The 21,710-nt window shown below is 67.6% G+C and carries 21 protein-coding genes and 1 pseudogene; 10 read left to right on the top strand and 12 right to left on the bottom strand.

The window, feature by feature from the left end; translation table 11 throughout:
- The coding region (locus ON20_RS13060; protein WP_157228825.1) for a cation-translocating P-type ATPase at positions 1-1,897 on the top strand (1,897 nt) is incomplete at its 5' end.
- A 46-nt stretch (positions 1,898-1,943) separates the two neighbouring features.
- Here the strand turns inward: ON20_RS13060 and ON20_RS13055 are convergent.
- Positions 1,944-2,195 (bottom strand): S1 RNA-binding domain-containing protein, encoded by a 252-nt coding sequence (locus ON20_RS13055; protein ID WP_040835541.1) that lies wholly within the window; start codon positions 2,193-2,195, stop codon positions 1,944-1,946.
- A 559-nt stretch (positions 2,196-2,754) separates the two neighbouring features.
- Here ON20_RS13055 and ON20_RS13050 point away from each other — a divergent pair.
- Entirely contained in the window at positions 2,755-3,516 is a 762-nt protein-coding gene (locus tag ON20_RS13050) for a methyltransferase domain-containing protein (protein WP_040835615.1), read from the top strand.
- 53 nt (positions 3,517-3,569) lie between these two features.
- Here ON20_RS13050 and ON20_RS13045 read toward each other — a convergent pair whose 3' ends face one another.
- From ON20_RS13045 to ON20_RS13035, 3 genes and pseudogenes are all read right to left on the bottom strand, one after another.
- Positions 3,570-4,346, bottom strand: a complete 777-nt coding sequence (locus ON20_RS13045) for an IclR family transcriptional regulator (RefSeq protein ID WP_083864891.1) — start codon at positions 4,344-4,346, stop codon at positions 3,570-3,572.
- A 115-nt stretch (positions 4,347-4,461) separates the two neighbouring features.
- Positions 4,462-5,222, bottom strand: a pseudogene (locus ON20_RS13040) (SDR family NAD(P)-dependent oxidoreductase).
- Positions 5,223-5,305: 83 nt separating this feature from the next.
- Positions 5,306-6,478, bottom strand: coding sequence for an NADH:flavin oxidoreductase (locus tag ON20_RS13035; RefSeq protein ID WP_040835540.1), 1,173 nt, complete (start codon positions 6,476-6,478; stop codon positions 5,306-5,308).
- A gap of 154 nt (positions 6,479-6,632) precedes the next feature.
- On the opposite strand from ON20_RS13035, the gene casG reads away from it, so the two are divergent.
- Positions 6,633-8,297 carry a steroid-24-oyl-CoA synthetase gene (casG, locus tag ON20_RS13030; protein ID WP_040835539.1) on the top strand — a complete coding sequence of 555 codons (1,665 nt, stop codon included), beginning with the start codon at positions 6,633-6,635 and terminating at the stop codon, positions 8,295-8,297.
- Between the two features lie 44 nt (positions 8,298-8,341).
- On the opposite strand, the gene ON20_RS13025 is transcribed toward casG, so the two are convergent.
- Together ON20_RS13025 and ON20_RS13020 are read right to left on the bottom strand one after the other, a co-directional pair.
- Positions 8,342-8,968: a TetR/AcrR family transcriptional regulator gene (locus ON20_RS13025; RefSeq protein ID WP_040835538.1), complete on the bottom strand. Its 627-nt coding sequence runs from the start codon at positions 8,966-8,968 to the stop codon at positions 8,342-8,344.
- A gap of 136 nt (positions 8,969-9,104) precedes the next feature.
- A complete protein-coding gene (locus ON20_RS13020) occupies positions 9,105-10,112 on the bottom strand; it encodes a phosphatase PAP2 family protein (protein WP_083864890.1) in 1,008 nt (335 codons plus the stop codon).
- 32 nt (positions 10,113-10,144) lie between these two features.
- Between ON20_RS13020 and ON20_RS36360 the strand changes: the two genes are divergently transcribed.
- Positions 10,145-10,663: a hypothetical protein gene (locus tag ON20_RS36360; RefSeq protein ID WP_157228824.1), complete on the top strand. Its 519-nt coding sequence runs from the start codon at positions 10,145-10,147 to the stop codon at positions 10,661-10,663.
- Between the two features lie 41 nt (positions 10,664-10,704).
- Here ON20_RS36360 and ON20_RS13010 read toward each other — a convergent pair whose 3' ends face one another.
- Positions 10,705-11,331, bottom strand: coding sequence for a TetR/AcrR family transcriptional regulator (locus tag ON20_RS13010; RefSeq protein WP_245547203.1), 627 nt, complete (start codon positions 11,329-11,331; stop codon positions 10,705-10,707).
- 74 nt (positions 11,332-11,405) lie between these two features.
- Between ON20_RS13010 and ON20_RS13005 the strand changes: the two genes are divergently transcribed.
- Positions 11,406-12,065, top strand: a complete 660-nt coding sequence (locus ON20_RS13005; protein WP_040835611.1) for a hypothetical protein — start codon at positions 11,406-11,408, stop codon at positions 12,063-12,065.
- 69 nt (positions 12,066-12,134) lie between these two features.
- On the opposite strand, the gene ON20_RS13000 is transcribed toward ON20_RS13005, so the two are convergent.
- The 3 genes from ON20_RS13000 to ON20_RS12990 are packed head-to-tail and all read right to left on the bottom strand — an operon-like array spanning position 12,135 to position 14,949.
- Complete coding sequence (locus tag ON20_RS13000) at positions 12,135-13,163, bottom strand: ABC transporter substrate-binding protein (protein ID WP_040835536.1); 1,029 nt, start codon at positions 13,161-13,163, stop codon at positions 12,135-12,137.
- Complete coding sequence (locus ON20_RS12995) at positions 13,160-13,981, bottom strand: ABC transporter ATP-binding protein (protein WP_051162337.1); 822 nt, start codon at positions 13,979-13,981, stop codon at positions 13,160-13,162. Before ON20_RS12995 ends, ON20_RS13000 begins: the two co-directional genes overlap by 4 nt.
- Positions 13,978-14,949, bottom strand: a complete 972-nt coding sequence (locus ON20_RS12990) for a FecCD family ABC transporter permease (RefSeq protein ID WP_051162366.1) — start codon at positions 14,947-14,949, stop codon at positions 13,978-13,980. Before ON20_RS12990 ends, ON20_RS12995 begins: the two co-directional genes overlap by 4 nt.
- A gap of 326 nt (positions 14,950-15,275) precedes the next feature.
- Here ON20_RS12990 and ON20_RS12985 point away from each other — a divergent pair, with 326 nt between their 5' ends.
- The gene (locus tag ON20_RS12985) at positions 15,276-16,310 is read left to right on the top strand and encodes an NADP-dependent oxidoreductase (protein WP_040835608.1); all 1,035 of its coding nucleotides are present in this window, start codon (positions 15,276-15,278) and stop codon (positions 16,308-16,310) included.
- Between the two features lie 35 nt (positions 16,311-16,345).
- On the opposite strand, the gene ON20_RS36355 is transcribed toward ON20_RS12985, so the two are convergent.
- Both ON20_RS36355 and ON20_RS12975 read right to left on the bottom strand, forming a co-directional pair.
- Positions 16,346-16,498 (bottom strand): hypothetical protein, encoded by a 153-nt coding sequence (locus tag ON20_RS36355; RefSeq protein ID WP_157228823.1) that lies wholly within the window; start codon positions 16,496-16,498, stop codon positions 16,346-16,348.
- 137 nt (positions 16,499-16,635) lie between these two features.
- Positions 16,636-17,511, bottom strand: a complete 876-nt coding sequence (locus ON20_RS12975) for a universal stress protein (RefSeq protein WP_051162335.1) — start codon at positions 17,509-17,511, stop codon at positions 16,636-16,638.
- Positions 17,512-17,931: 420 nt separating this feature from the next.
- Here ON20_RS12975 and ON20_RS12970 point away from each other — a divergent pair, with 420 nt between their 5' ends.
- The 4 genes from ON20_RS12970 (at position 17,932) to ON20_RS12960 (ending at position 21,606) form a co-directional block, all read left to right on the top strand.
- Positions 17,932-19,128, top strand: a complete 1,197-nt coding sequence (locus ON20_RS12970) for a Cmx/CmrA family chloramphenicol efflux MFS transporter (protein ID WP_040835535.1) — start codon at positions 17,932-17,934, stop codon at positions 19,126-19,128.
- A 62-nt stretch (positions 19,129-19,190) separates the two neighbouring features.
- Positions 19,191-19,565, top strand: a complete 375-nt coding sequence (locus ON20_RS41010; protein WP_157228822.1) for a Rossmann-fold NAD(P)-binding domain-containing protein — start codon at positions 19,191-19,193, stop codon at positions 19,563-19,565.
- A gap of 147 nt (positions 19,566-19,712) precedes the next feature.
- Complete coding sequence (locus tag ON20_RS12965) at positions 19,713-20,918, top strand: FAD-dependent oxidoreductase (protein WP_040835534.1); 1,206 nt, start codon at positions 19,713-19,715, stop codon at positions 20,916-20,918.
- Positions 20,919-21,150: 232 nt separating this feature from the next.
- Positions 21,151-21,606, top strand: a complete 456-nt coding sequence (locus ON20_RS12960; protein WP_218002508.1) for an NUDIX hydrolase — start codon at positions 21,151-21,153, stop codon at positions 21,604-21,606.
- Positions 21,607-21,710: the final 104 nt, after the last annotated feature.

Genomic DNA, 21,710 nt, shown 5'->3' with positions numbered 1-21,710 from the left:
GCGCGGCCGCGCCCTGCGCGCGGCGATCGCCGACGGCGTGGGCGTCGCGGTCGCCGCGGTGCCCGAAGGCCTACCCCTGGTCGCCACCGTGGCGCAATTGGCCGCCGCCCGCCGGCTGTCCCGTTACGGCGTGCTGGTGCGCGCCAACCGTGTGGTGGAGGCGCTCGGCCGCGTCGACACCCTGTGCTTCGACAAGACCGGCACCCTCACCGAGGGCCGGCTGCGCTTGACCGCGCTGGCCGATCTGGACGAGCAGTGGCAGCCCGATACCGATGCCAAGGGCGCGCGCCGGCTGCTGCGCGCCGCCGCCCGCGCCTGCCCCGATCCCGAGGACGGACCGGTGCTGCACGCCACCGACCGGGCCGTCCTGGACGCCGCCGCCGATATCCTCGGCGCGGACGCGCACACATGGGACCCCATCGACGAAATTCCCTTCGAATCCAACCGGGGATACGCGGCGGCCTTCGGGCAGACCGCGCACAAGCTGCGGCTGGTGGTCAAAGGAGCCCCCGAGGTGGTGCTGCCCAAATGCACCCGGGTACACACCGATACCGAACCCGACCGGTCGCTGACGAACCAGTTGCGCAAGAAGGCCGAATCGGTGGTGGGCGATCTCGCCGAGCAGGGCCTGCGAGTGCTGGTGGTGGCCGGCCGCGACCTGCACGAACATCCCGAAGAGATGGAGGACGTGGTCGAGGAACTCACACTGCTGGGCTTCCTCGGTATCGCCGACACTCCTCGGCCGCAGACTCCCTACCTCGTGCGCGCACTCCAGGAGAACGGGGTCGGTGTCCGGATGATCACCGGCGACCATCCGGTCACCGCCGCCGCCGTGGCCCGGCAGCTGGGCATCACCGTCGAGACCGTCACCACCGGCGCCGATCTGGACGGACTGGACGACACCGCGCAGACCGAGCTGATCGAACGCAGCACCGTCTTCGCCCGGGTCGACCCGGAACAGAAGGTACGCATCATCTCCGCGCTGCGGCGCACCGGCCATGTCGTGGGCATGACCGGCGACGGCAGCAACGACGCCGCCGCGATCCGAACCGCCGATATCGGCATCGGTGTCGCGGCGCACGGGTCGGCCGCGGCCCGCAACGCCGCCGACCTGGTACTCACCGAACCGGATCCGCGCGCGCTGCTGCATGCGCTGGTGGAAGGCCGCAGTATGTGGCAGCGGGTCGCCGACGCGGTGGCGGTGCTGGTCGGCGGCAACGCCGGAGAGATCGCTTTCACCCTGTTCGGCACCGCGCTCGGCGGTCGAGCACCGCTGGGAACCCGCCAATTCCTGCTGGTCAATATGCTCACCGATATGTTCCCGGCGTTGGCGCTGGCCCTGGCGGGCGACCAGGAGCAGCCCGAGCCGCAGGACGGTCAGCGCTGGGTCGAGCAGCGGGCCCACCAACTCGCCGAGATCCCACCCGCCCATCTCGGGGCCGACCTGGTGCGCGCCATCGCGGTCCGCGGCGTCGCCACCGCCACCGGGGCCGCGGCGGCATGGACCATCGGCCGCTACACCGGCTCGCGGCGCCGCGCCGATACCATCGCGTTGGTGGCCCTGATCGGCACCCAGCTGGGTCAGACCCTCATCTCCGGCTACCGCAGCCCGTTCGTCTGGCTCACTACCGCCGCCAGCGGTGCCGTCCTCGGCGCGATCGTGATGATCCCCGGCCTCGGCGCCTATTTCGGCTGCACCCCGTTGGGTCCGTTCGCCTGGACCATCGCGACCTCCTCGGCCTTGGCCGCCACCGCGGGTTCCACCCTGCTGCCGCGGTTGCTGCCCCCGCCAGAGCCGGCCGAACCCGAACAACTCCCGGCGCTGCCACCGGTCCTGGAAGAGTCGAACCTTCCCGTACTGGAGCAGAGCCCCAACGGCCAGGTCGTTACTCGGTAGGCTCGGTGATGTGCCGGGGCAGGTGGAGTCTGCCCCGGCACACCCGTTATTCGGCCCGCGCCAAGGCCACCCGATGCTTCTCGGGGTCGATATCCAGGATGCGCACGGTCAGCGTGGCCCCGACCGACGGTTCGGCGGACCACTCGGTGATGTGCAGCAACCCGTGGACGCCGGGCGCGACCTCGAGGAACGCGCCGAACGGCACGATATCGACCACGGTCGCTTCGAGTACCCCGCCCCGCGAATGCCGGGCGATGAAATCAGACCAGCGGGACTGTGCTGTTTCCGAATGAGACATGTCTTCACCTCCTTCCGATGTCCCTGTTTCTCATGGGATTTCGGGAAAGAGGTGGCGGGCCCCTGGCCCGCCGGGTTATCACAGCGCGGCCGGGCAACCGATCTGTGCGCGGCGTATCGCCGACCCGGCAGTCATGTCGTCGACCTTAACCCGCCATATCAGGTACCGGCGAGGGTCACTCGAAATCCCGGACCGCCGTAGACGAATTTCCTTCGGATACGAGGCTTTTACTACCCGTCGATCCCGACCGCGTACCGGTTGTGGCCATTGGGTTCTCGCGCCCTACGAAGTCTTCCCCTACACGAGTGAGCGCCGGACATGCGGCCGCCGAGACACCATGCGGGCCATGGCTCGATGTCGTGGTCCCGGTTGAATAGCGGAACATTCGAGGCCATGGTAGGCGACCTCTCGACGACACCCCGGCGGCCATCGTCGCCCGCCGCTGTGTCGAGGCGATCGACGGCACCGATAACGAGAGAATCCTCCGGCCCTGTACCCAACGGCTCCGGTCGCGTCGTTGGACGGAGTTCGTGTCCCGGACGTCTATGATGATGCCGCCATGCAGCGAACATTCGACGATTTGGTGGCCGAGGCCGAGTCGGCGCCGATGGACGGCTGGGACTTCTCCTGGCTGAACGGCCGCGCGACCGAGCAACGCCCCTCCTGGGGATATCAGCGTTTGATACGTGATCGCCTGGCCGGGGCATCCGCGGCCCTCGATCTTCAGACCGGAGGTGGAGAGGTGTTGGCGGGGGTCGGCGAACTGCCGCCCGTAATGGCCGCGACCGAATCCTGGCCGCCGAATATCGCCAAGGCGACCAAGCTGCTACGGCATTTGGGGGTTGTCGTCGTCGCCGTCCTCGACGAACCTCCGTTGCCGTTCGCCGACGCAGCCTTCGATTTGGTGATCAGTCGCCACCCGACGGCGGTGTGGTGGCAGGAGATCTCCCGCGTGCTCGAACCGGAAGGCACCTACCTGGCTCAACATGTCGGACCGGCCAGTGTTTTCGAGCTGGTTGAATACTTCCTGGGCCCGCAGCCGGAGCGAGTTCGGCGCGAACGCCACCCGGACGACGACCGGCGCGAAGCGGAGAACGCCGGCCTCGAGGTCGTCGACCTGCGGTTCGAGCGGCTGCGGGTCGAGTTCTTCGATATCGGGGCGGTCATCTACTTCCTGCGCAAAGTGGTCTGGATGGTCCCCGATTTCACCGTGGACCGCTATCGCGACCGACTCCGCGAGCTCCACGACCACATTCGAGCGGAAGGTCGTTTCGTCGCCCACTCCACCCGATTCCTGATCGAGGCGCGCAAAACGACCTGAGCGGGATCGGTCCTCGCCGTTCCGGTACGTCCCGGCCGCCATTGTCGCCGGTGCTATGCCGAGGCGGTCGAGGGCAGCTCCGATTTTCCGCGGTGGCGTCGGCGAATCGGGAGGTCGGGGTACAGCGTTCGCGTCACTTCGCGGGCCGCGTCGACCACCAGCGGCGCGATACGCTCGAGCCGCGCGGTACGCGTCTCACCGCACAGCGAGACAGCGGCGACCGGGCCGTCGTGACCGCGCACCGCCGCGCCGACGCAGGAAATCCCGCGCACCGATTCGCCCTCGTCGAAGGCGAGCCCACCGCGTAGCCGGATGCGGTTGAGCTCGTGATGGAGAGCCGCGGGATCGGCAATTGTACGGTCGGTGCACTGACGGAGAGGCCGACCGTAGAGATCATCGATGATCTCCGGCTCCAGCCACGCCAGAATCGCTTTTCCGCCGGCGGTGGAGTACGCCGGAGCATGACCGCCCACCCGGGAGGGCAGGCACGTGGCAAACCGCCCACCGATCTTGTCGAGGTACAGGCTGTCGCCACCGTCGAGCACCGTCAGGTGTACCACCATGCCTGTCTGTAGGTGCAGCTCATGCAGTAACGGTGCCGCCGCTGCCCGGATTCGGCCGTGCCGGTCGCCACCGCCGAGGCCGAGCGAACGGCGGCCCGGACCGTAGCCGAATGATGCGTGCTCGACCCAGTCCAATCGCACCAGCTGGTGCAGGATGCGGTAGGTGGTGGAGCGCGGCAGCTGAGCACGACAGGCGACCTCTTCGAGAGACAAACGCGAGGCGTGACTGTCGAACGCATCCAGAATTCGGGTCATTCGTTCGACCATGGATGAGGGCAGGTCCGGCTTTCGGATCTGCCTCGCCGGCACCGAGTTCACGACCACCTACGGCCACTGCTGTCGGCAGCGGCACCGGCACATCACGTGAGCTCGCGGCCGCCGCTCAGCACCACCGTGCCTGTCCCCCGTCGAGTGGGATCGTCGCCCCGGTCAGGTAGCCCGCATCCGGACCGACCAAGAATGCGACCGCACGACCGATATCGCTCTCGCAGTCGCCGATCCGGCCGAGCGGGATCGTCCGGATGAATTCGACGGCCTCCTCGGGGTTGTGCTCGGTCCACCATTTCAGGCCGGGTGACAGGGCATGGGGGGCCACCGCGTTCACCCGAATCCCGTCGCGCCCCCACTCACTGGCCGCGGTCCGCGTCAGCGAGCGCATCGCCTCCTTGGACGCCGCATACAACCCGTAGCCGGTGGCGTCCCAACGCACCGCGGCGGAGGTGACCATATTGATGATCGCTCCGCCGCCGCAGGCCTTCATATACGGATGGCATGCCTGCATCAACCGCAATGTGGCAACAGGCCCGGTCGTCAGGGCCTTGTCCATGAGTTTCGGGGTGATGTCGAGCAGAGGCCCGGGCGCGACCTGATTGGCATTGTTGATCAGGATGTCGATACCCCCGAAGAGTTCGACGACGTGGTCGACCATCGGCCCCAGGCGCTCGGTGTCGCCGAGATCGCACACCACCGGCGCTGCCCGCCACCGGCGGCACGGATGTGATTCGTAGTGTCGATGAGCTTGGATTCGGTTCGCCCGACCACCACTATCGTCGCGCCCGCCTCGGCGAGTGCGAACGCGATCCCCTGTCCCACCCCCTGGCCGGCGCCGGTGATGATGGCCACCTTGCCGTCCAATGTACCCATTGCCGATCTTCTCCCAACGTTCGATATGAGGTGGAGCCGCCGCGGCCCTCGGATTCTGCCCGTTCCGGCGAGATTCGCGCTGTTCACCCTGCCTTCAGCACACAACGGGTGCTGCGGTAGATCGTGGTCATACACTTGTTGCAGTGGTTGCACAGCGACCTGGTGTTCTCGTCGGCACGGATTTTGTTCACCATTTCCGGATCGCGCAGCAGCGCACGGGCGACGGCGACGAAGTCGAACCCCTCGCCCATCGCCGTGTCCATCACGGCCTTGCTGGTCACACCGCCGAGCAATACCAGTGGCATCGTCACCTGGGAACGGATCTGCTTGGCATCCTCGAGGAGGTAGGCGTCACGGTAGGGGTACTCGCGCAGAAAGTGCCTGCCGACCAGTTTGACCGGCTGCGGCATGGCCTCGGCGAACTTGTGCAGCGGGGCGTCGCCCTTGAACAGGTACATCGGGTTGAGCAATGAACTGCCGGCGGTGAGTTCGAGCGCATCCAGCGAGCCATCCGCCTCGAGCCACCGGGCCACCCGAATGGCTTCGTCCAGCCAGAAGCCGCCGGGCACACCGTCGTCCATATTGAGCCTGGCCAGGATCGCGATCTTGCCGCCGACGGCGTCACGAACGGCGCGAGCCGTCTCACGGGCGAAACGTGCCCGGTTCTCCAGCGATCCGCCGTATTCGTCCCTACGTTTGTTGATCCGCGGACTGAGGAACGAACTGATCAGATAATTGTGGCCGAAGTGGAGCTCGACCGCGTCGAACCCGGCCTCGACCGCGCGGCGCGCCGCATCGGCATGCGCCAGAACGATCCGGGTGATATCGGCCTTCGTGGCCGGTTTGGTGTAGTTCTGTGTGGTCGGCCAGAAGCCGCGGCCGGGCGCCAGTGCCGCCGTCCCGAGGTATTTGGCGGCTGCGACGGGTCCGGCATGGCCGATCTGCGCCGATACCGCGGCGCCTTCGGCGTGGACGGCATCGGTGAGTTTGCGCAAACCGGGCATCACCTCGTCGCGCCAGTAGATCTGCCCTGGCGCGGTGCGCCCCTCCGGCGCGACCGCACAATACGCGACCGTGGTCATACCGACCCCACCCGCCGCGAGTCGACGGTGGAATTCGATCAGCTTGTCGGTGACCAGTCCCTTCGGAGTCAGGCCCTCGAACGTGGCGGCCTTGATCACCCGGTTACGCAGGGTCACCGGGCCCAACTCGGCCGGCGCCAATGGGTCGACGGGACCGCCGGAAGATATCGTCATAGGGGATTTCCTTCGCTGAAGATGCCCGCACGCTAGCCATGCGTCACCACCCGCCGTGGGCGCAGTCTCACTCAGTGGTAGTAAAAGCCGGGCCTCCCGACGTGCCGTGAGAAGTTGCTCTCCGATATGCACCCTGAACGAGAGGGCCGCCACCATGACGACACCGGTGGACGCGCAATTGCGCCTGAACGAAGTGATCACGCGGCTGACCGGCCCCGGTGGCCGGTTCGAAATCACCTCCGAAGAGGTTCTCGGTACTCCCATGCCGGTTATGCGCCACCGTGGCCGAGCGGTCGGGGACCTGCTGGCCGCCTCGCAGGCCTGGGGTGACCGCGATTACCTGGTGACCTTCGACCGCCGCATGACGTATGCGCAGCATCTGGACGCGGTCGCCGCTCTCTCGACCGCGCTGCGCGAGGACTACGCGGTGACCAAAGGTGACCGGGTGGCGATCCTGGCGGCCAACAGTCCCGAATGGGTGGTGGCGTTCTGGTCGGCGCAATGCGTGGGCGCCATCGGTGTCGGCCTCAACAGCTGGTGGGCGCCACGTGAGATCGAGTACGGGCTGCGGCACTGCCGCCCGACCGTGCTGATCGTCGACGCCAAACGCGCCGACCTGCTGGCCGATATCGACACCTCGGGCATCGCCGTCCTCACCGTCGAGACGGACCTGCCGCGCCTGATCGCCGCCCACTCCGGCGCCGAACTCCCCCGGATCGATATCGATGAGGACGACCCGTCGGTCCTCCTCTACACCAGCGGCACCAGCGGTCGGCCCAAGGGCGCGTTGCATTCGCACCGTAACCTGTTGGCCGTCGTCGACTACCACCGCTTCACCGATGCGATATCGGCCGAGATGGCCGGCCGCACCTATGTCGATACGGAACCCGGTTCCGCGCGGTATCTGTTGACATCACCGCTGTTCCATATCGCGAGTCTGCACAACCTGGTCGTCCCCCGGCTCGCGACGGGGAGCACAATGGTGATGAACCAGGGTTCCTTCGACGCGGACACCGTACTGCGCCTCATCGAACGCGAGCGGGTCACCAACTGGGGGGCGGTGCCGACCATGGCGTCGAGGCTGCTCGATCACGGCAACGTCGAGAAGTACGATGTCTCGTCACTGACGGCGTTCGCGCTGGCATCCGCCCCGTCATCGACCGCGTTCAAGAACCGGCTTCGGGAGCGACTCCTCTTCGCTCGCAACGCGTTGGTCGACAGTTACGGACTCACCGAGTGCAGCACGGCGATCGCGGTCGCCTCCGCCGCCGATCTCGAACAGTATCCCGGCACGCTCGGCCGGCCGATACTCATGGCAAACCTGGAGATTCGTGACCTTTTCGGCGAATGTGTACCGGACGGTACCGAGGGAGAGGTGTGCGTACGCAGCCCGTACGTCATGCTCCGGTATTGGGATGACGAGGAGGCAACTGCCGCCGCCATCACCCCGGACCGCTGGTTGCGGACCGGGGACTTCGGTGTCCTCGAGGAAGGTCGACTACGGCTGACCGGCCGACGCTCCGACCTGATTCTGCGCGGGGGTGAGAACGTCTACCCCGCCGAGATCGAGCAGTGCCTCGATGAGCATCCCGCCGTCCACGAATGCGTCGTCATCGGTGCCGAACACGAGGATCTGGGTCAAGAGGTGGCGGCGGTGGTCGTGGCGCGGCCCGGCGCGACGGTCACCGACCAGCAGTTGCGTGAGTTCGCCGCCGAGCGGCTGTCATACTTCAAAGTGCCGACCCGCTGGCGAATCACCACGGAGCCCTTGCCGCGCAATGCGACCGGAAAAGTGATCCGGCGCGATATCACGGTCTGAGGATGCGCGAGAGGAGTTGCACGACCGGTTCGGCCGAACGTCGGTCAGTAGGTCTCCGCGAAGGATCGCGGCCACTCCGAGAGCAGCAGGTCGCACGCCGCCCGAAGGTCCGACTCCGCATCGGGGATGGTGATCCGCCCGTTGAGACAGGATTGGATGATGCCGAAAACCGCGTGGGTCAGTACCCGTATCAGCGCGGCATCCCGCTCCGTCGCTCGTTCGATACCGGCTGCGTCGTACAACAACTGCCGGAAATTCCGGTCGACCCGGGCCGTGTCCGGAACGGCGGACGCCTTGGCCGTGCTGTTCGACTGAATCATGGCGGTTGCCAATAGCGGACGACGCAGCAAACCGCGAACCATCTGCAGCAACGTATCGTGGACCGCATCCTTGGCACTCGACTCCGGATGAGTCCTCCGAGCGAACTTCGCACTCATCCGGTCGATCTGATCGAGCATGACCGAGACGAACAGATGTGTTTTCGACGGGAAGTAGCGATACAACGTGGCGACCGCCACGCCCGCGAGCTTCGCCACCTCGTGCATCTGCACACGTTCGAGCTCTTTTTCCGTGGCGAGCACAGCGGCAGCCTCGAGTATCCGTATTACCCGAGCGTGTTGCTCGGTAGAACTCGGTGCCGCAGCATCGCGCACTTCGGCGATTCTCGGCATCGCTTCCCTTTCCTCGTCGAACCGCTCACAACTCGCTTACATGCTGCCAGGCTCCCGACCCGAAAGGGGGGTCTGTCCGTTGAGTGAGATCGACACCGTCACCGACCACGCCGACATGAGGAGAACTCGACGCCGTTCACCACGACCGTTCGCTTCCCACGGATTCAACGGATATTCGGCCCGTGGGGCCGGACCGGACAATGGTGCGCTGTGCTCGCTCGGATGTCCCTGTATCACGACGGCGCTCCCAGGAGCCGATGATCACGAGGGTCAACACGACATAGAGCCAGCCGAGGAGAACGTCCACCACATAGTGCTCACCGCCGTAGACCAACGTGAACGCCATGGCCGCCGGAAACACGACCAGCACGGCTCGCCACCACCACCGCTTGGCGAACGGCCACAGCGCCACGGTCACCAGCAATGAGAACGCGGCGTGCAGGGACGGCAACGCGGCCACCGGGTTTCCCTGCGCCTCGAGCCATTCCCCACCGATATCCACCGAGCTGAGGACGAACCCGAAGCCGTTGACACGATGGACCTCCCCGGCGAGGACCCCCTCCTGCGCGGCATACCAGGGCGGAGCGGCCGGCAGCAGGATGTAGGTCAGCAGGCCGAGATACGACAGCAGCAGAACCCGGCGCATGTACCGCGACCACCGCCGCCGCGACCGCACATAGAATATGGCCGCCACGAGCCACGGCAGGATGAAATGACTCAGGTAGACCACGCCGGTGAGCGTGGTCCACCACGGGTGCCGGTCTCCGAACATCAGCTGTTGTTGCAGCCATACGGTGGGGATCGTGTCATGGAACAACCAGTCCTCCACGGCGGCCGGCTCCCGCACTCGGACGGGCATCCCGAGGGTGTCGGCGACACCCCGGCTGTGGTCGTACACCACCAGCGCCGCGATGAGCGGAACCCAGTCGGTCAGAATCCGCAGGTGTTCGCGCCACGGCCGGTCCGGGGTGTATGCCGCGATACCCGCCATGATCCAGAGGGCCTGGTATATGCGGTCGGTCGGCACACCGAATTCCACGGTCACCACGGCCAGCAGCACGAGATATCCGCACCAGATCCCACTGCGCAAGAGCCGGCGCTTCGGTGATCGCCCCGGTGTGGTCGGTGCACTGGGCACACCCATCAACCCAGTTTCCACTCCCGAGGGCTCCGGTCATGACGCAACACGAGCACGTATCGGACCTGATACCGACCGCCATCCGCCCCCATGGACCGCTGCGCCGATGCCCCGGCCGCTCGCCACCTGCTCGCGCCACCGATTTCGGTATCCGACTCCGCCGGGCCGCGGCAGCGGCGTCCCCACATGCCCGAACCGGTGGAGTAGCGGTACCCGGACCTGCCGCCGCGCCCCGGCGGCGTGTGCCGCTGGACGCGGTGGTGGAATTCCTGGACGACGAGTGGCCGGGACATCGGCACCCGGAGATCGATACCGATGCCATGGCATCGACCGCCTACGACCTTCCCGCGGAAATCGGGGGCATCCTCACCCGTCGGGCCACCGCGGCGGGTATGCCGCTCGGCGACTACCTGCGCCAGGAGTTGATCGCCTCGGCGCGGCGCGGGACGGTCGACGATGTGGTATTAGAGTTCCGTGAGGCGATGGAACGCGATCCGAACCTGATCATCAATATGGACGCCGTGCGGGCGGCGGTCCGTTACGCGCACGGCGAATAGACGCCGACCGCACGCCCGCCGCCGACCGACGCGGGAGGACGTTATCGGCGCAGCAATTGGCGGGCCAGCGCTTCGCTCCACCAGCGCTCCACTCGCTCGGGTGACCAGCCGCGTTCGTCGGTGAGCGTGGTGTAGACGTCGATATTGCACAGGGCGGCGTATATGTCGACGGCGGTGGGGCGGTCCAGACCGGGACGCAGGGTGCCGTCCGGCCAGGAGGAGAAGAGCTCGGCCCGGGTCCGGTCGGCCATACGCCGGGCCTGGTCGTAGAGGGCGACCAGTTCGGTTTCGGTGCGTCCGGCCTCACGGATCAGTCCGATGAGGTCACCGGCGCGTTCGAAAAGCCTGCGGTCGTAGCCGGCGAGCGCGGCGAGCTGTTGCTCGGGTGTGGCGGATTCGTCCAATTCGGCGAGCATCCTGGGTAGGTCGGCGGATAGGTCCGCCGCATCCACCAGCGCCCAGACCAGGCCCGTCTTGGTTCCGTATGCGGCGTAGACCGTCGGTACGGATACGCCCGCTTCCCGCGCCACGTCGCGCACGGTGGTTGGCGCCCAGCCCCGCGAGACGAACAACCGTCGAGCCGCATCCGCTATATCCCTCCGCGTGCGCTGCGCTTGGGCGTGTCGGCGCAGGGAGTCGTAGCCGCGGCGCCGGGGCGATTCTTCCACTGTTACACCTCCGATTTTCATCACCTTATATTGAATATAATACACGTAAAACCAATATGGGAGGTCGCATTCTCATGAACTTCGCGGGCGTGGCGGGCCTGAGCGGACTCGGGTTCGTACTGACAGCACTGATCGTCAACATCGTCTACGTTCGTGCCCGGCTGCCTTTCCCGATGTCGGGCAAGGACATGGACGAGGTGGTGGGCTCGTTGGCCGCCGTCGGCGACGCGTTGAAACAACCGTCGACACTCGCCCCGCTGACGTGGTTGTGCACGACGGTGTTCGCCGCGGGCCTCATGGCGGAGTTGTGGCGGCCGGATCAGGGAACCGGGGCGTGGGCGCTGGTGGGCTTCGCCGGTGTGCTCATGCAGAACGTTACGTTCGTCGGCGTGGAGGCGCTGCGATTCGGCCTGGCCGCGGCCGCACCCCACGGTCGTGGCGCGACAACAGGGCTGTGGGCGTTCAGCAATGTGTTGTTCGAGTTCAACCAGGTATTCCTCGCCGTGGCACTACTGGGTTTCAGCGTCGCGGGCACCGGCACCGGCCTGCTGTCCGACTGGCACGGTTGGCTCGGCTACCTCAGTGCGGCCCTGCTGTTCGTCTCCTCGTCGGCGAGTCCGTACAACACCGAAGGAACGAACCGTACCGCCCTCCTCGGGCTGGTCGGCTGGCTCGGATGGATCGCGTGGATCATCATCGCCGGTATCGCCCTGTTGGGCGTGGGGACAGCGTGACACCTACCGCCGCCGAGCCCACATCCCCCGACCCGATCACGACCGGACGCCGGCGCTCTCGATACGGCCTCAGCGGATGGCGTCGTCGCTGCGTGGCTCGATATCGGAAGCGGGCACGAGATTCCACCGCTCCAGTTGTTTGCGAACCTGTTCGGCGGCATCGATATTGAGCGGCCCGCTGGTCCACATCGGATAGGGCAGGTTGAGGAAGCGTTGCTCCACGACGGCACGCAAACGGTTGATACCGGGCTTGGCACGCAGCATGGCGACCTTGTCGGCGAACGACTGCGGCGGGTAGTCGACGAACATGATCGCATCCGGGTCGGCGGACGCCGGCCGTTCCCAAGAGACGCGGGTCCAGGTGTCGGCGACGTCCTCGGTTACGTTCTGCCCGCCCGCGGCCGTGAGAACGGCCTGCGGCCCGCCGAACCGGCCGCTGGACAGGATGGTGTCGCTCGCGCTGTCGAACAGGAAGATCCGCGGCGGTCGCGAGGGTTTCGGCGCTTCGGCCAGGGCGGCGAGCCGCCGGTCGATGTCGGTGACCAGTTCGGTGGCGCGCTCGGCGCGTCCGGTGATGGCGCCGAGGTTGGTCAGATCCTCGCGCAGCGCCGTCCACGGTTCCACCACCCCCCGCGGCCGTTCTCCCGCCTGCTGCCGACAGCTCTCGGTCAGCACATAGGCCGCGATTCCGTCCTTGCGGAGGGAGGCCGGGGACAGGTTCTTCGCCTCGTCGAAACCGTAGTTCCAGCCCGCGACCATGACATCGGGATGCTGCGCCAGGACCGTTTCCCGAGAGGGGGATTCGCGCGCCACCCGGTTCAGACCGTCGACCGCGTGGCCGTAATGCCTGCGCAGGGTCGCGATATCGCTGTCCATGCTCGACACGGCCACCACTTGTTCGTGCGCACCGAGCGCGAGCACCATCGAGATCATATTGCTGTCGTTGACGAACACCCGCTGAGCCGGCGCGGGAAAGCGCACTTCCTGACCACAGTTGCGGACGGTGAGAGTACCGGTCACCGGGGGCGTCGCGGTGCACGCGGCGACGGCGACGGACAGCGCGGCGACGGCGGCCGACGTGCGGAGGGAAGGTTTCACGACTTCTCCCGAGGAGTGATGAGCAGATGGTTTTCGCCGGTGTCCGGATGCCGGACCCGGGTGGCGTGCACACCGAACACGGCGTTGACCACCTCGGGCCGCAATGCCGCCTCGGGGGGTTCCAGGGGGTGGGCACGGCCGTCCTGCAGCACCAGGACGCGATCGCAGTACCGATCCGCGAGGGTGAGGTCGTGCAGGGCCAGCACCACGGTGCGGTCCAATGCGCGAACCAGGGCCAACAACTCGAGCCGATGGGTGATATCGAGATGGTTGGTGGGCTCGTCCAACAGCAGCACCGGTGTGTTCTGCACCAACGCCCGGGCCAGCAGCACCCGCTGCCGCTCGCCGCCGGAGAGCCGGTGCACCGACCGGTCGGCGACACCGCGCAGGTCCACGGCGGCCAGCGCCTCGGCGACCAGGTGTCGCTCCCGCGCGGAACCGGCGCCCCACGGTGGCAGGTACGGTGTGCGGCCCAGCGCGACCACCTCGCCGGCACACAGATCCGCGGGTGGGCGTTCGTCCTGCGCCACCAGCGCCACGGTCCGTGCCCGGCGCCGGGCCGGGAGCTCGTGCAGCACTCGACCGTCGACCCGCACCCGGCCGCGTACCGGTTCGGCCACGCCGGCCAGCACGTGCAGCAGGGTGGTCTTACCGCTGCCGTTGGGACCGACGATGCCGATGGTCTCCCCGGCGCGGACGGTGAACTCGACGCCGGTCACGACCGCGCGCCGGCCCACCGCGCAGGACAAACCGGTTACCGCCAGCACCCCGGCACGCTCGCTCCCGTCCAAGCGCGGCGTGGTCGCGGTGGCGGTCATGCGTCACCGAACCGGTAGCGACGACGACCCATCAGGATCAGGAAGACCGGGGCGCCGATAAGACCCGTGAGCACCCCGACCGGAATCTCGCTCGGCCGCACCAATATCCGACCGGCGGCATCAGCGGCGACGAGAAACAGCGCACCGCCCAGCGCGCAGACCGGCAACAGGGCACGGTGTCGCGGGCCCACCACCAGCCGGGCGGCGTGTGGTACCACCAGGCCGACGAACCCGATCCCACCCGACACCGCGACCAGCACCCCGACCAACACCGCCAGCAGCGCGTACAGCCCGGCCCGCAACCCCGTCACCGGCACCCCGACCGATGCGGCGGTATCGGGGCCCAGATGTAGCGCATCCAACCAACCCGCCGTACCCACCAACACCGACGCCGCCGACACCACCACCGCCACCGGCAGCCCGATACGCGTCCAGTCCGCACCCGCGAGACTGCCCAGCAGCCAGAACAACACCGACTGCGCCGCGGCCGGATCGCTCGAGCGATACACCAGATAACTGCTCAGTGCCGCGAACGCCGAGCCGAGTACGGTGCCGGTGAGCACCAACCGTAACGGCGTGAGCCCGCCCTGGGCCACCGCCACGGCGAATACGAGTGCCGCGGCCACCGCGGCACCGGCCAGCGCCCCACCGGACAGCGCCCACAGCCTGGCGCCCGCGAACAGGCCCGAGGTGATAACCGCCGCGGCACCCACCCCCGCCCCCGAGGAGATGCCGAGCAGGAACGGATCGGCGAGTGGATTGCGTACCAATGTCTGCATCGCCGCACCCGCCAAGGCGAGTCCGGCCCCCACAACCGCGGCCAGTACGGTGCGCGGCACCCGCAGCTGCCACACGACGGTGTCCAGTCCGAGATCCGGACCCGGGACACCGGTGAGCCGGTGGGCCAACACCTCGACCACCGCGGATACCGGTAGTGTCTCGGCGCCGAAGCCCGTGGCCGTCACCATGGCGACACCCAGCAGGGCAGCGAGCAGCGTCAGGGCGACGGGGGTGCGGATACGTGAACGTTCACGGTGCTGTAGCGGCAAGTCGCGGCCTCTCCAGGTACTGCGGCGGGGGAGGTCTGACTTCCGCCCGGCGAGGGCGGTCACAGTGACGCGACCGTTCCGGATTTCCACCGGATTCCCGCACCCGCCGATATCGGAAATCCGACTCTACCGGTAGAACAGGTCGGAGCCGCTGTTCGGGCTCGCTCCCCGCGGCACGGATGGGCAGGCGTAGACGGTGGAAAATGGCTCGATCGAGCCGATGCGCAGTGCATACCCTCGGCCGGGTGACGGATGCGACCAATCGGCAGTGGATCCTGCGGCGTCGGCCCGACGGTGGCGTGCGGGACGAGGACTTCGAATTTCGATACTCACCGATACCGGTTCCGGGGCCGGGTGAAGCGCTGGTGCGGGTGCACTGGCTGGGCATCGATCCCACTCAACGTGGATGGCTCAACGACGCCGACAACTACATCGACGCCGTACCGCTCGGTGCGGTGATGCGCGGTAGCGGTGTGGGACAGGTGGTGTCGTCGAACCACCGGGACTATCCGGTGGGCGGTTGGGTCGCCGGCATGGTGGGTTGGCAGGACTATGTCGTCGCCTCCGGCGAAGGACTCTTCGGTCTGAACGCCGTCCCCGAGGGGATACCTCCGACATTGATGCTGAGCCTGTTCGGGGCACCCGGTCTGACCGCCTATTTCGGGATGGTGGATGTGGGTCGGCCGGAGCCGGGACAGACGGTGCTGGTGTCGGCTGCGGCGGGCGCGACCGGATCATTGGCGGGACAGATCGCGAAGGCCCTGGGCTGCAGGGTGATCGGAATCGCCGGCGGGCCGGCCAAGTGCGCCTGGACCACCGGACACGCGGGTTTCCACGCCGCGATCGACCACCGCAACGACGATGTCGATGCCCGCCTGCGCGAGTTGGCCCCGGACGGCGTCGACGTGTTCTTCGACGGTGTCGGCGGGCGCATCCTGGAACACGGACTCGCGCATCTGGCACGCCACGCACGCGTCGTCCTGAGCGGTGCCATCGCGTCCGGCTACCAGGGCGTCGACCCGCCGCTCGGCCCGCGCAACTGCATGCGGCTCGCCCTCGGCCGGGCGCGGATGGAGGGGTTCATCTTCCTCGACTACGTCGACCGCTTCCCGGAGGCGTTCGAGGCACTGCTCGACTGGCATACCCGGGGAGAGCTCACGGTCGCCGAAACCGTGAGCGTCGGTCTCGAATCCGCTCCGGACGCCCTGCGCGCGCTGTTCGAGGGCGGCAATCTGGGCAAGCAACTCGTCGAGGTGGTCGAGTCTCGGCCCGACCGGTAGCGCTCGAAGCGAGGCTCGGACACCGCATCCCTACCTCATCGCTGTTGCCGATCGTGGCGGCGCTGCACGGCCACGACCTCTGCCGTATGGCGGCGGATCCGGTCGAGGAACCGCCGCAGCGACTCCGTCGGTCCCTGACCGAGTTCGGGGAGTTCATAGCCGACCCGTGGCGGAGTGGCGGGCTCCACGACACGCTCGACGAGCCCGTGAATGTCCCTCCATATCCGAAGCTTTCCTTTGGGTATGGACTTACCGGCAGAAACCTTATCGGCCTACGCTCCTCCGCATGGTCGACGACCGGGCTCGCCCGGAGAACGCACCACCATCACCGGGCAGCGGCACGCTGGATCAGCGTGCCGCTGGTGGACCCCAGCAGCATGCCGGCCAGAACGCCGCGGCCGCGGCTTCCGACGACCAGCAGCTGCGCCGAACGCGACCACTCCAGCAACCGTTCGCGTGGTATGCCGCGGGAGACCTCGCGCCGCACCCTGACCTCGGGAAAACGCTCCCCCCGTCCGGCCAATCGCTCGGCGAGGACCGCCCGCTCGACAGCGGCGACGTCGAAGGCCCCCTCCACGCTCTCCAGCAACCGGCTGAACCGTCCCGCGTAGGGGTGGGACCAGGCGTATACGGCCACCAGGTCCGTTGCCCGCAACGCGGCCTCCCGGAAGGCGGCCTCGACCGCGATATCGCTCACCGGACTACCGTCGACTCCGACCACCACCGGCCCGGAGGACGGCTGCCCGGAAACCCCGCGTACCACCACCACCGAACCGTATGCGCGGGCGGTGACCGCGTACATCGTCGAGCCGAGTCGACCCAGACCCGCCCGATCGACCGGACCGCCGATCACAACCAGGTGTGCGGACGCGGAACGCCCCACCAGCAGATCGCTCGGTTCCGCCGCGCTCACCTCGGTCTCGACCGGCACCTCGGGGGCGGTACGCCCGGCCAGTTCCGCCGCGGACGCGACGATCCGCGCACCGACCTCCCGCACGGCGTGCGCGTTCCCGAAGCCGACCGGCCCGGCGGCGAAACCGGCGAGGTCCATTCCGTGCGCGATCAGCAACCCGCGTCCGCGGTCGGTGGCCGTCCCGGCGGCCCAGACCACCGCCGCGTCGGCGGCCGGTGTGCCGTCGACACCGACGACAACCGGCGCCGAGACGAGCTGATGCGGATCACCGTAACCGGGACCATTCACGGTGCCACTCCTTCGGTACGCCGACGGGTGTTCCTGACGGTACCGGGCCTCACCCACCTTCCGGTGTAGCCCGGAACCCGGTGTTCGCGGTAGGGCCCGCGGACCGGACTCCTCGCCCCTCGAGGGTGCGGACCGGCGATGCTGCAGGTCGGAAACCGGATGCCGGGTTGAGGATGGGTTGTTATGGTGGGAGCGTGAATTCCCCGGAGGCGTCCAGACGGTAGCCGTCCGGCCTCGGTGCCGGGCGGCGTTGTGAGTGTGGGTCCCGCCGGCCCTCGAGCGGCCGGGAACGGATGGGTATTTCGCAACGCCGGACGAGGTTGATTTCTTGCTGTCGGGCGATGGTTTCGCCCGATTCTTCGACCATCGGGTGTTGCCGCGCAGCGCGATGACACCCTGTATCCGGGGAGTTGTCCTTCTATGCCCATTGTGGTGTTCGTGCTGGCTGTCGCGGTTTTCGCACAGGGCACGTCCGAATTCATGGTGTCGGGACTGCTGGAGCAGATCGCCGCCGACATGGGGGTCTCGATCGGGACCGCGGGTTTGCTGACGTCGTTGTTCGCGGCCGGTATGGTGCTCGGGGCACCGGCGATGGCGATGGCGGCCGGTCGATTGTCGGTGCGCTATTCGATGACAACGTTTTTGGCGTTGTTCTGTGGAGCTCATATCGTCGGTGCCGTTACCACGGGCTTCGCGGTATTGCTCGCGACGCGGATCGTGGCGGCGATCGCCAATGCGGGGTTTCTGGCCATCGCGTTGACCGCGCTACCGCGATTGGTCGGCCCGGCCGCGGTCGGACGCGCCACGTCGGTGGTGGTGGCCGGGGTGACGGTGGCCTGTATCGCCGGTGTGCCCGCCGGGACGTTGCTGGGTCAGCTGTGGGGATGGCGTTCGGCGTTCTGGGCCGTGGCCATCGTCGGCGGAGCGGCGCTCGCGCCGGTGTGGGCAATGGTTCCTCGTGACGTGCGTGAGGGCGATCGCCCGGACGGGCGGGGCCCATCGCCGGGGAGTGAATGGACCGTGGTACTCGCCCGGCCGGTCGGTGTCGCCGCTGTGGTCGGTGTGCTGGTCAATGCGGCCACGTTCGCCGGGTTCACCTATCTGAGGACGATTACCGTCGGTATTCCCGAGGCGGACCGACGGTGGGTTCCGATCGTGCTGGCCCTGTTCGGCATCGGGTCGTTCTTCGGCGTGACACTGGCCGGACGTTACAGCGACCGCCACCGCCGTCGGATCTTCACTGCGGGAACGGTCGTGCTCGTGGGGGTCTGGCTGCTCACCGCACTGACTGCGCACACGCTCATCGGAATATCGATCATGGCGGTGGCGGCAGGCGCGGTCGCGTTCGGTGTCGGATCGACCCTGATCGCAGCGATCGTGCAGGCCGCTACGGCCGGCGCACCGCGTATCGCCGGAGCGCTCGCGACCACCGCCTTCAATGTCGGTGCCGTTCTCGGCCCCGCAGCCGCCGGCCTGGCCGTCGACCACACCGAGGATCCCGTATCGGCGCTGTGGTGCAGTACGGCGCTCGCGGTCGCCGCGGCGGCCGTAATCCTGGTCGACCGGCGCGGACGTCTCGCACCTTCGACCGAGGTGATACGAGCCGAGGCACGGTGAGGCACCGCCACCGGCGCGCACTGTGAGGCCCGTCGTATCGGTTGTTTCAGGAGATGTCGTCGGTGGACCGAGGGCTGGTAGTGGTGACCGGCGGCAGCCGTGGTATCGGTGCCGGCCGCGGCCCGCCGTCTCGCGCGCGAGGGTTACGCCGTCCACCTCACCCACCGCAGCCGGGCCACGGCCGCCGACGATGTGGGCACACCGTCCGTGCGGCGGGTGGACGGACCCGGGCCACCTGCGCCGGCCTGGGCAGCCCCGCCGATACCGATATCCACGCCCTCGGCGGCGATCCCGACCGGGTCGACCGCCTTGCCCCTGCCCTACCGATGGGCCGCGGCGGCCGGCCCAACGAGGTCATCGAGGCCATCGCCTGCCTGATCTCCGACGCCGCTTCTTATATGAGGAGTAGCCTTCTCGACCTCGCCGACGGCCGCTGATACCGCTTTCCCGGCCGTGAAGCGGTGCCCGAGCCAACCAAGGAACCCCGACGTCAACCTTCGGTTGACGTATCGGGAATCGTCAACCTATCGTTGACGCATTGCGGGCGTGGGCTCGCGTACAGGACGACAGAATCGGGAGCGGCAGTGACGAGTATCGAGAATGCGGCGTATCGTTTCGGCGAGCCAGGAGCGAAGCGAGTGGTGATCGTGGGGGCCGGTATCGCCGGACTGTCCGCCGCACTGAGGCTTCACCGGCACGGCTGGGATGTGCTCGTCGTCGAACGAGCCGAGACTCGTCGTAGCAGCGGTTATATGGTGAATCTGCACGGACCGGGATATGACGCCGCGGAACGACTCGGCCTGCTGCCCGCGCTGACGCCGCGTGATATCGGGTTCTTCACCTCGATTCTGGTCCATGCCGATGGCCGGGAAAAGCTCACGCTACCGGCGGCTGTCGCCGAGGCGGCCGTCGACACTCGGGCGCTGACCGTTTTCCGCGGAGATCTGGAAACGGTGCTGTACGAAGCGGTGGCCAACAGTGTCGAAATCCGTTTCGGCACCACCGTGCGGACCATCGCGCAGGATGCCGACGAGGTCCGCATCACGCTGAGCGATGGCACCCGGCTACCGGCCGATCTCCTCGTCGGCGCCGACGGCCTGCACTCCCGAACCCGCGAGCTCGTCTTCGGTGCCGCGACCGATCCCATGGTGGATATGGGTCATATGGTGTGCGCCTTCCCGCTGACTCGGATATCCGATCAGGTGCCGGAGAATGCCGGCACGACATTCATCGGCCCCGGACGGACAGCGGCAGTGATGAACCTGGGCCCGGAACGGTCCTCGGCGTTCTTCACCTACCGCAGTTCGACCCCGGAGGCCGAACTGGCCCGCGGCCCGGTCGCCGCGCTCACCGCGGCCTTCGGAGATCTCGGCGCGGGTATCTCCGACGCGCTCCGCCAACTCGAGGCCGACCCCGCGTCCGCCTATTTCGATTCCGTAAGCCAAATCGTGCTGGACGACTGGAGCCGGGGCCGAGTCGTTCTCCTCGGCGACGCCGCCTGGTGCGTCACCGTCTTCGCCGGCTACGGCGCCGCGCTCGCGCTCGACGGGGCCGACCGGCTCGGCACCGCCCTGGCGGCACACGACGACATCCCCGCGGCGCTGGCGGACTGGGAAACCGCGCTGCGCCCCGAGGTACGCAAACGACAGGCTCTCGCCCGCAAGGGAATGAGCCGCTTCGCGCCGCCGACGAGGGCACATGTCCTGGCCGCCGAGCTGATGTTCCGGGCCATCGGTCTCCCGGGTATCAGACAACTGGTTCAACGTTCCATCCGGCGGGCGAACAACTGAACGAACCGCCTGCGCTCCGCGCCCGGGGCAATCAGCGCTCGTCGGCACCGCCGATCGACGACTCCGCATAAGAGCGGTGAAATACCTTGCGGCCGCGCATCTTCCGTCGAGTCATGGTCTCACGGACAAGCCGGCGTATTCGGCGAAGCCGCACGGATATGCTCGAGAATTGCCGTATGATCGAACCATTGCCGTGACTGTGGCTACTGCGTATCGACCCCGATCGAAGGTGGTGGGTCCAACAATTTCCGCGTCCATGTTCGACGAAGCGCTACCGCGTGGCGAGATCGACGGTGTCGGCCTACGGGTCGGTGCGATCATCGACCGGGGCGGAGAAGTACTACTGCTGAAACCCCATTCGACGGGGCCCATCCAACCCACCCACAAACTTCCGGGTGCCACCGTGGCCCCGGGGGAGTCCGTGGCCCGATCGGTGATCCGGGGGGTCTTCGAGGAGACCGGGTTGACCGTCACCCGAATCGGCAGCCATATCGGGGATTTCGATTACCTGTCCTCCGCCGGAAAGCCGGTGCGTCGTCTGCACTTCGCCGTGGACGTCGCGATCTTCGGTCCTATCGTGCTCGGCGCGCACGCCGGGTATCTCTGGGCCCCGTTGGACGGCGACCTGCACGTCACCCCTTCCATCCATCGGATCCTGAACACCTATCGGGATACCGTGCGCGGCTGATCGGCTTCCCACCCACCTCGACTCGATACCCCACTCGGCAACGGCCGGCGCCCGCCCGGTGATGCCGCGATGCGGTTCCCGGCATCATGAAGGAGATATCCGAT

This window comes from Nocardia brevicatena NBRC 12119, assembly GCF_000308495.1.
Taxonomy (GTDB): Bacteria; Actinomycetota; Actinomycetes; order Mycobacteriales; family Mycobacteriaceae; genus Nocardia; species Nocardia brevicatena.
Note: the sequence above shows the minus strand (reverse complement) of the source record. Positions and strands in the feature narration are given on the sequence as shown.

What these genes read in the sequence shown, in the direction of transcription:
- ON20_RS13020 (WP_083864890.1), bottom strand. Translation starts at nt 10,112, where the DNA reads ATGGGTGTGCCCAGTGCACCGACCACACCGGGGCGATCACCGAAGCGC.
- ON20_RS13050 (WP_040835615.1), top strand. Translation starts at nt 2,755, where the DNA reads ATGCAGCGAACATTCGACGATTTGGTGGCCGAGGCCGAGTCGGCGCCG.
- ON20_RS13005 (WP_040835611.1), top strand. Translation starts at nt 11,406, where the DNA reads ATGAACTTCGCGGGCGTGGCGGGCCTGAGCGGACTCGGGTTCGTACTG.
- ON20_RS12995 (WP_051162337.1), bottom strand. Translation starts at nt 13,981, where the DNA reads ATGACCGCCACCGCGACCACGCCGCGCTTGGACGGGAGCGAGCGTGCC.
- ON20_RS12970 (WP_040835535.1), top strand. Translation starts at nt 17,932, where the DNA reads ATGCCCATTGTGGTGTTCGTGCTGGCTGTCGCGGTTTTCGCACAGGGC.
- ON20_RS13045 (WP_083864891.1), bottom strand. Translation starts at nt 4,346, where the DNA reads ATGGTCGAACGAATGACCCGAATTCTGGATGCGTTCGACAGTCACGCC.
- ON20_RS36360 (WP_157228824.1), top strand. Translation starts at nt 10,145, where the DNA reads ATGACGCAACACGAGCACGTATCGGACCTGATACCGACCGCCATCCGC.
- ON20_RS13025 (WP_040835538.1), bottom strand. Translation starts at nt 8,968, where the DNA reads ATGCCGAGAATCGCCGAAGTGCGCGATGCTGCGGCACCGAGTTCTACC.
- ON20_RS13055 (WP_040835541.1), bottom strand. Translation starts at nt 2,195, where the DNA reads ATGTCTCATTCGGAAACAGCACAGTCCCGCTGGTCTGATTTCATCGCC.
- ON20_RS13035 (WP_040835540.1), bottom strand. Translation starts at nt 6,478, where the DNA reads ATGACGATATCTTCCGGCGGTCCCGTCGACCCATTGGCGCCGGCCGAG.
- casG (WP_040835539.1), top strand. Translation starts at nt 6,633, where the DNA reads ATGACGACACCGGTGGACGCGCAATTGCGCCTGAACGAAGTGATCACG.
- ON20_RS12990 (WP_051162366.1), bottom strand. Translation starts at nt 14,949, where the DNA reads ATGGTGACGGCCACGGGCTTCGGCGCCGAGACACTACCGGTATCCGCG.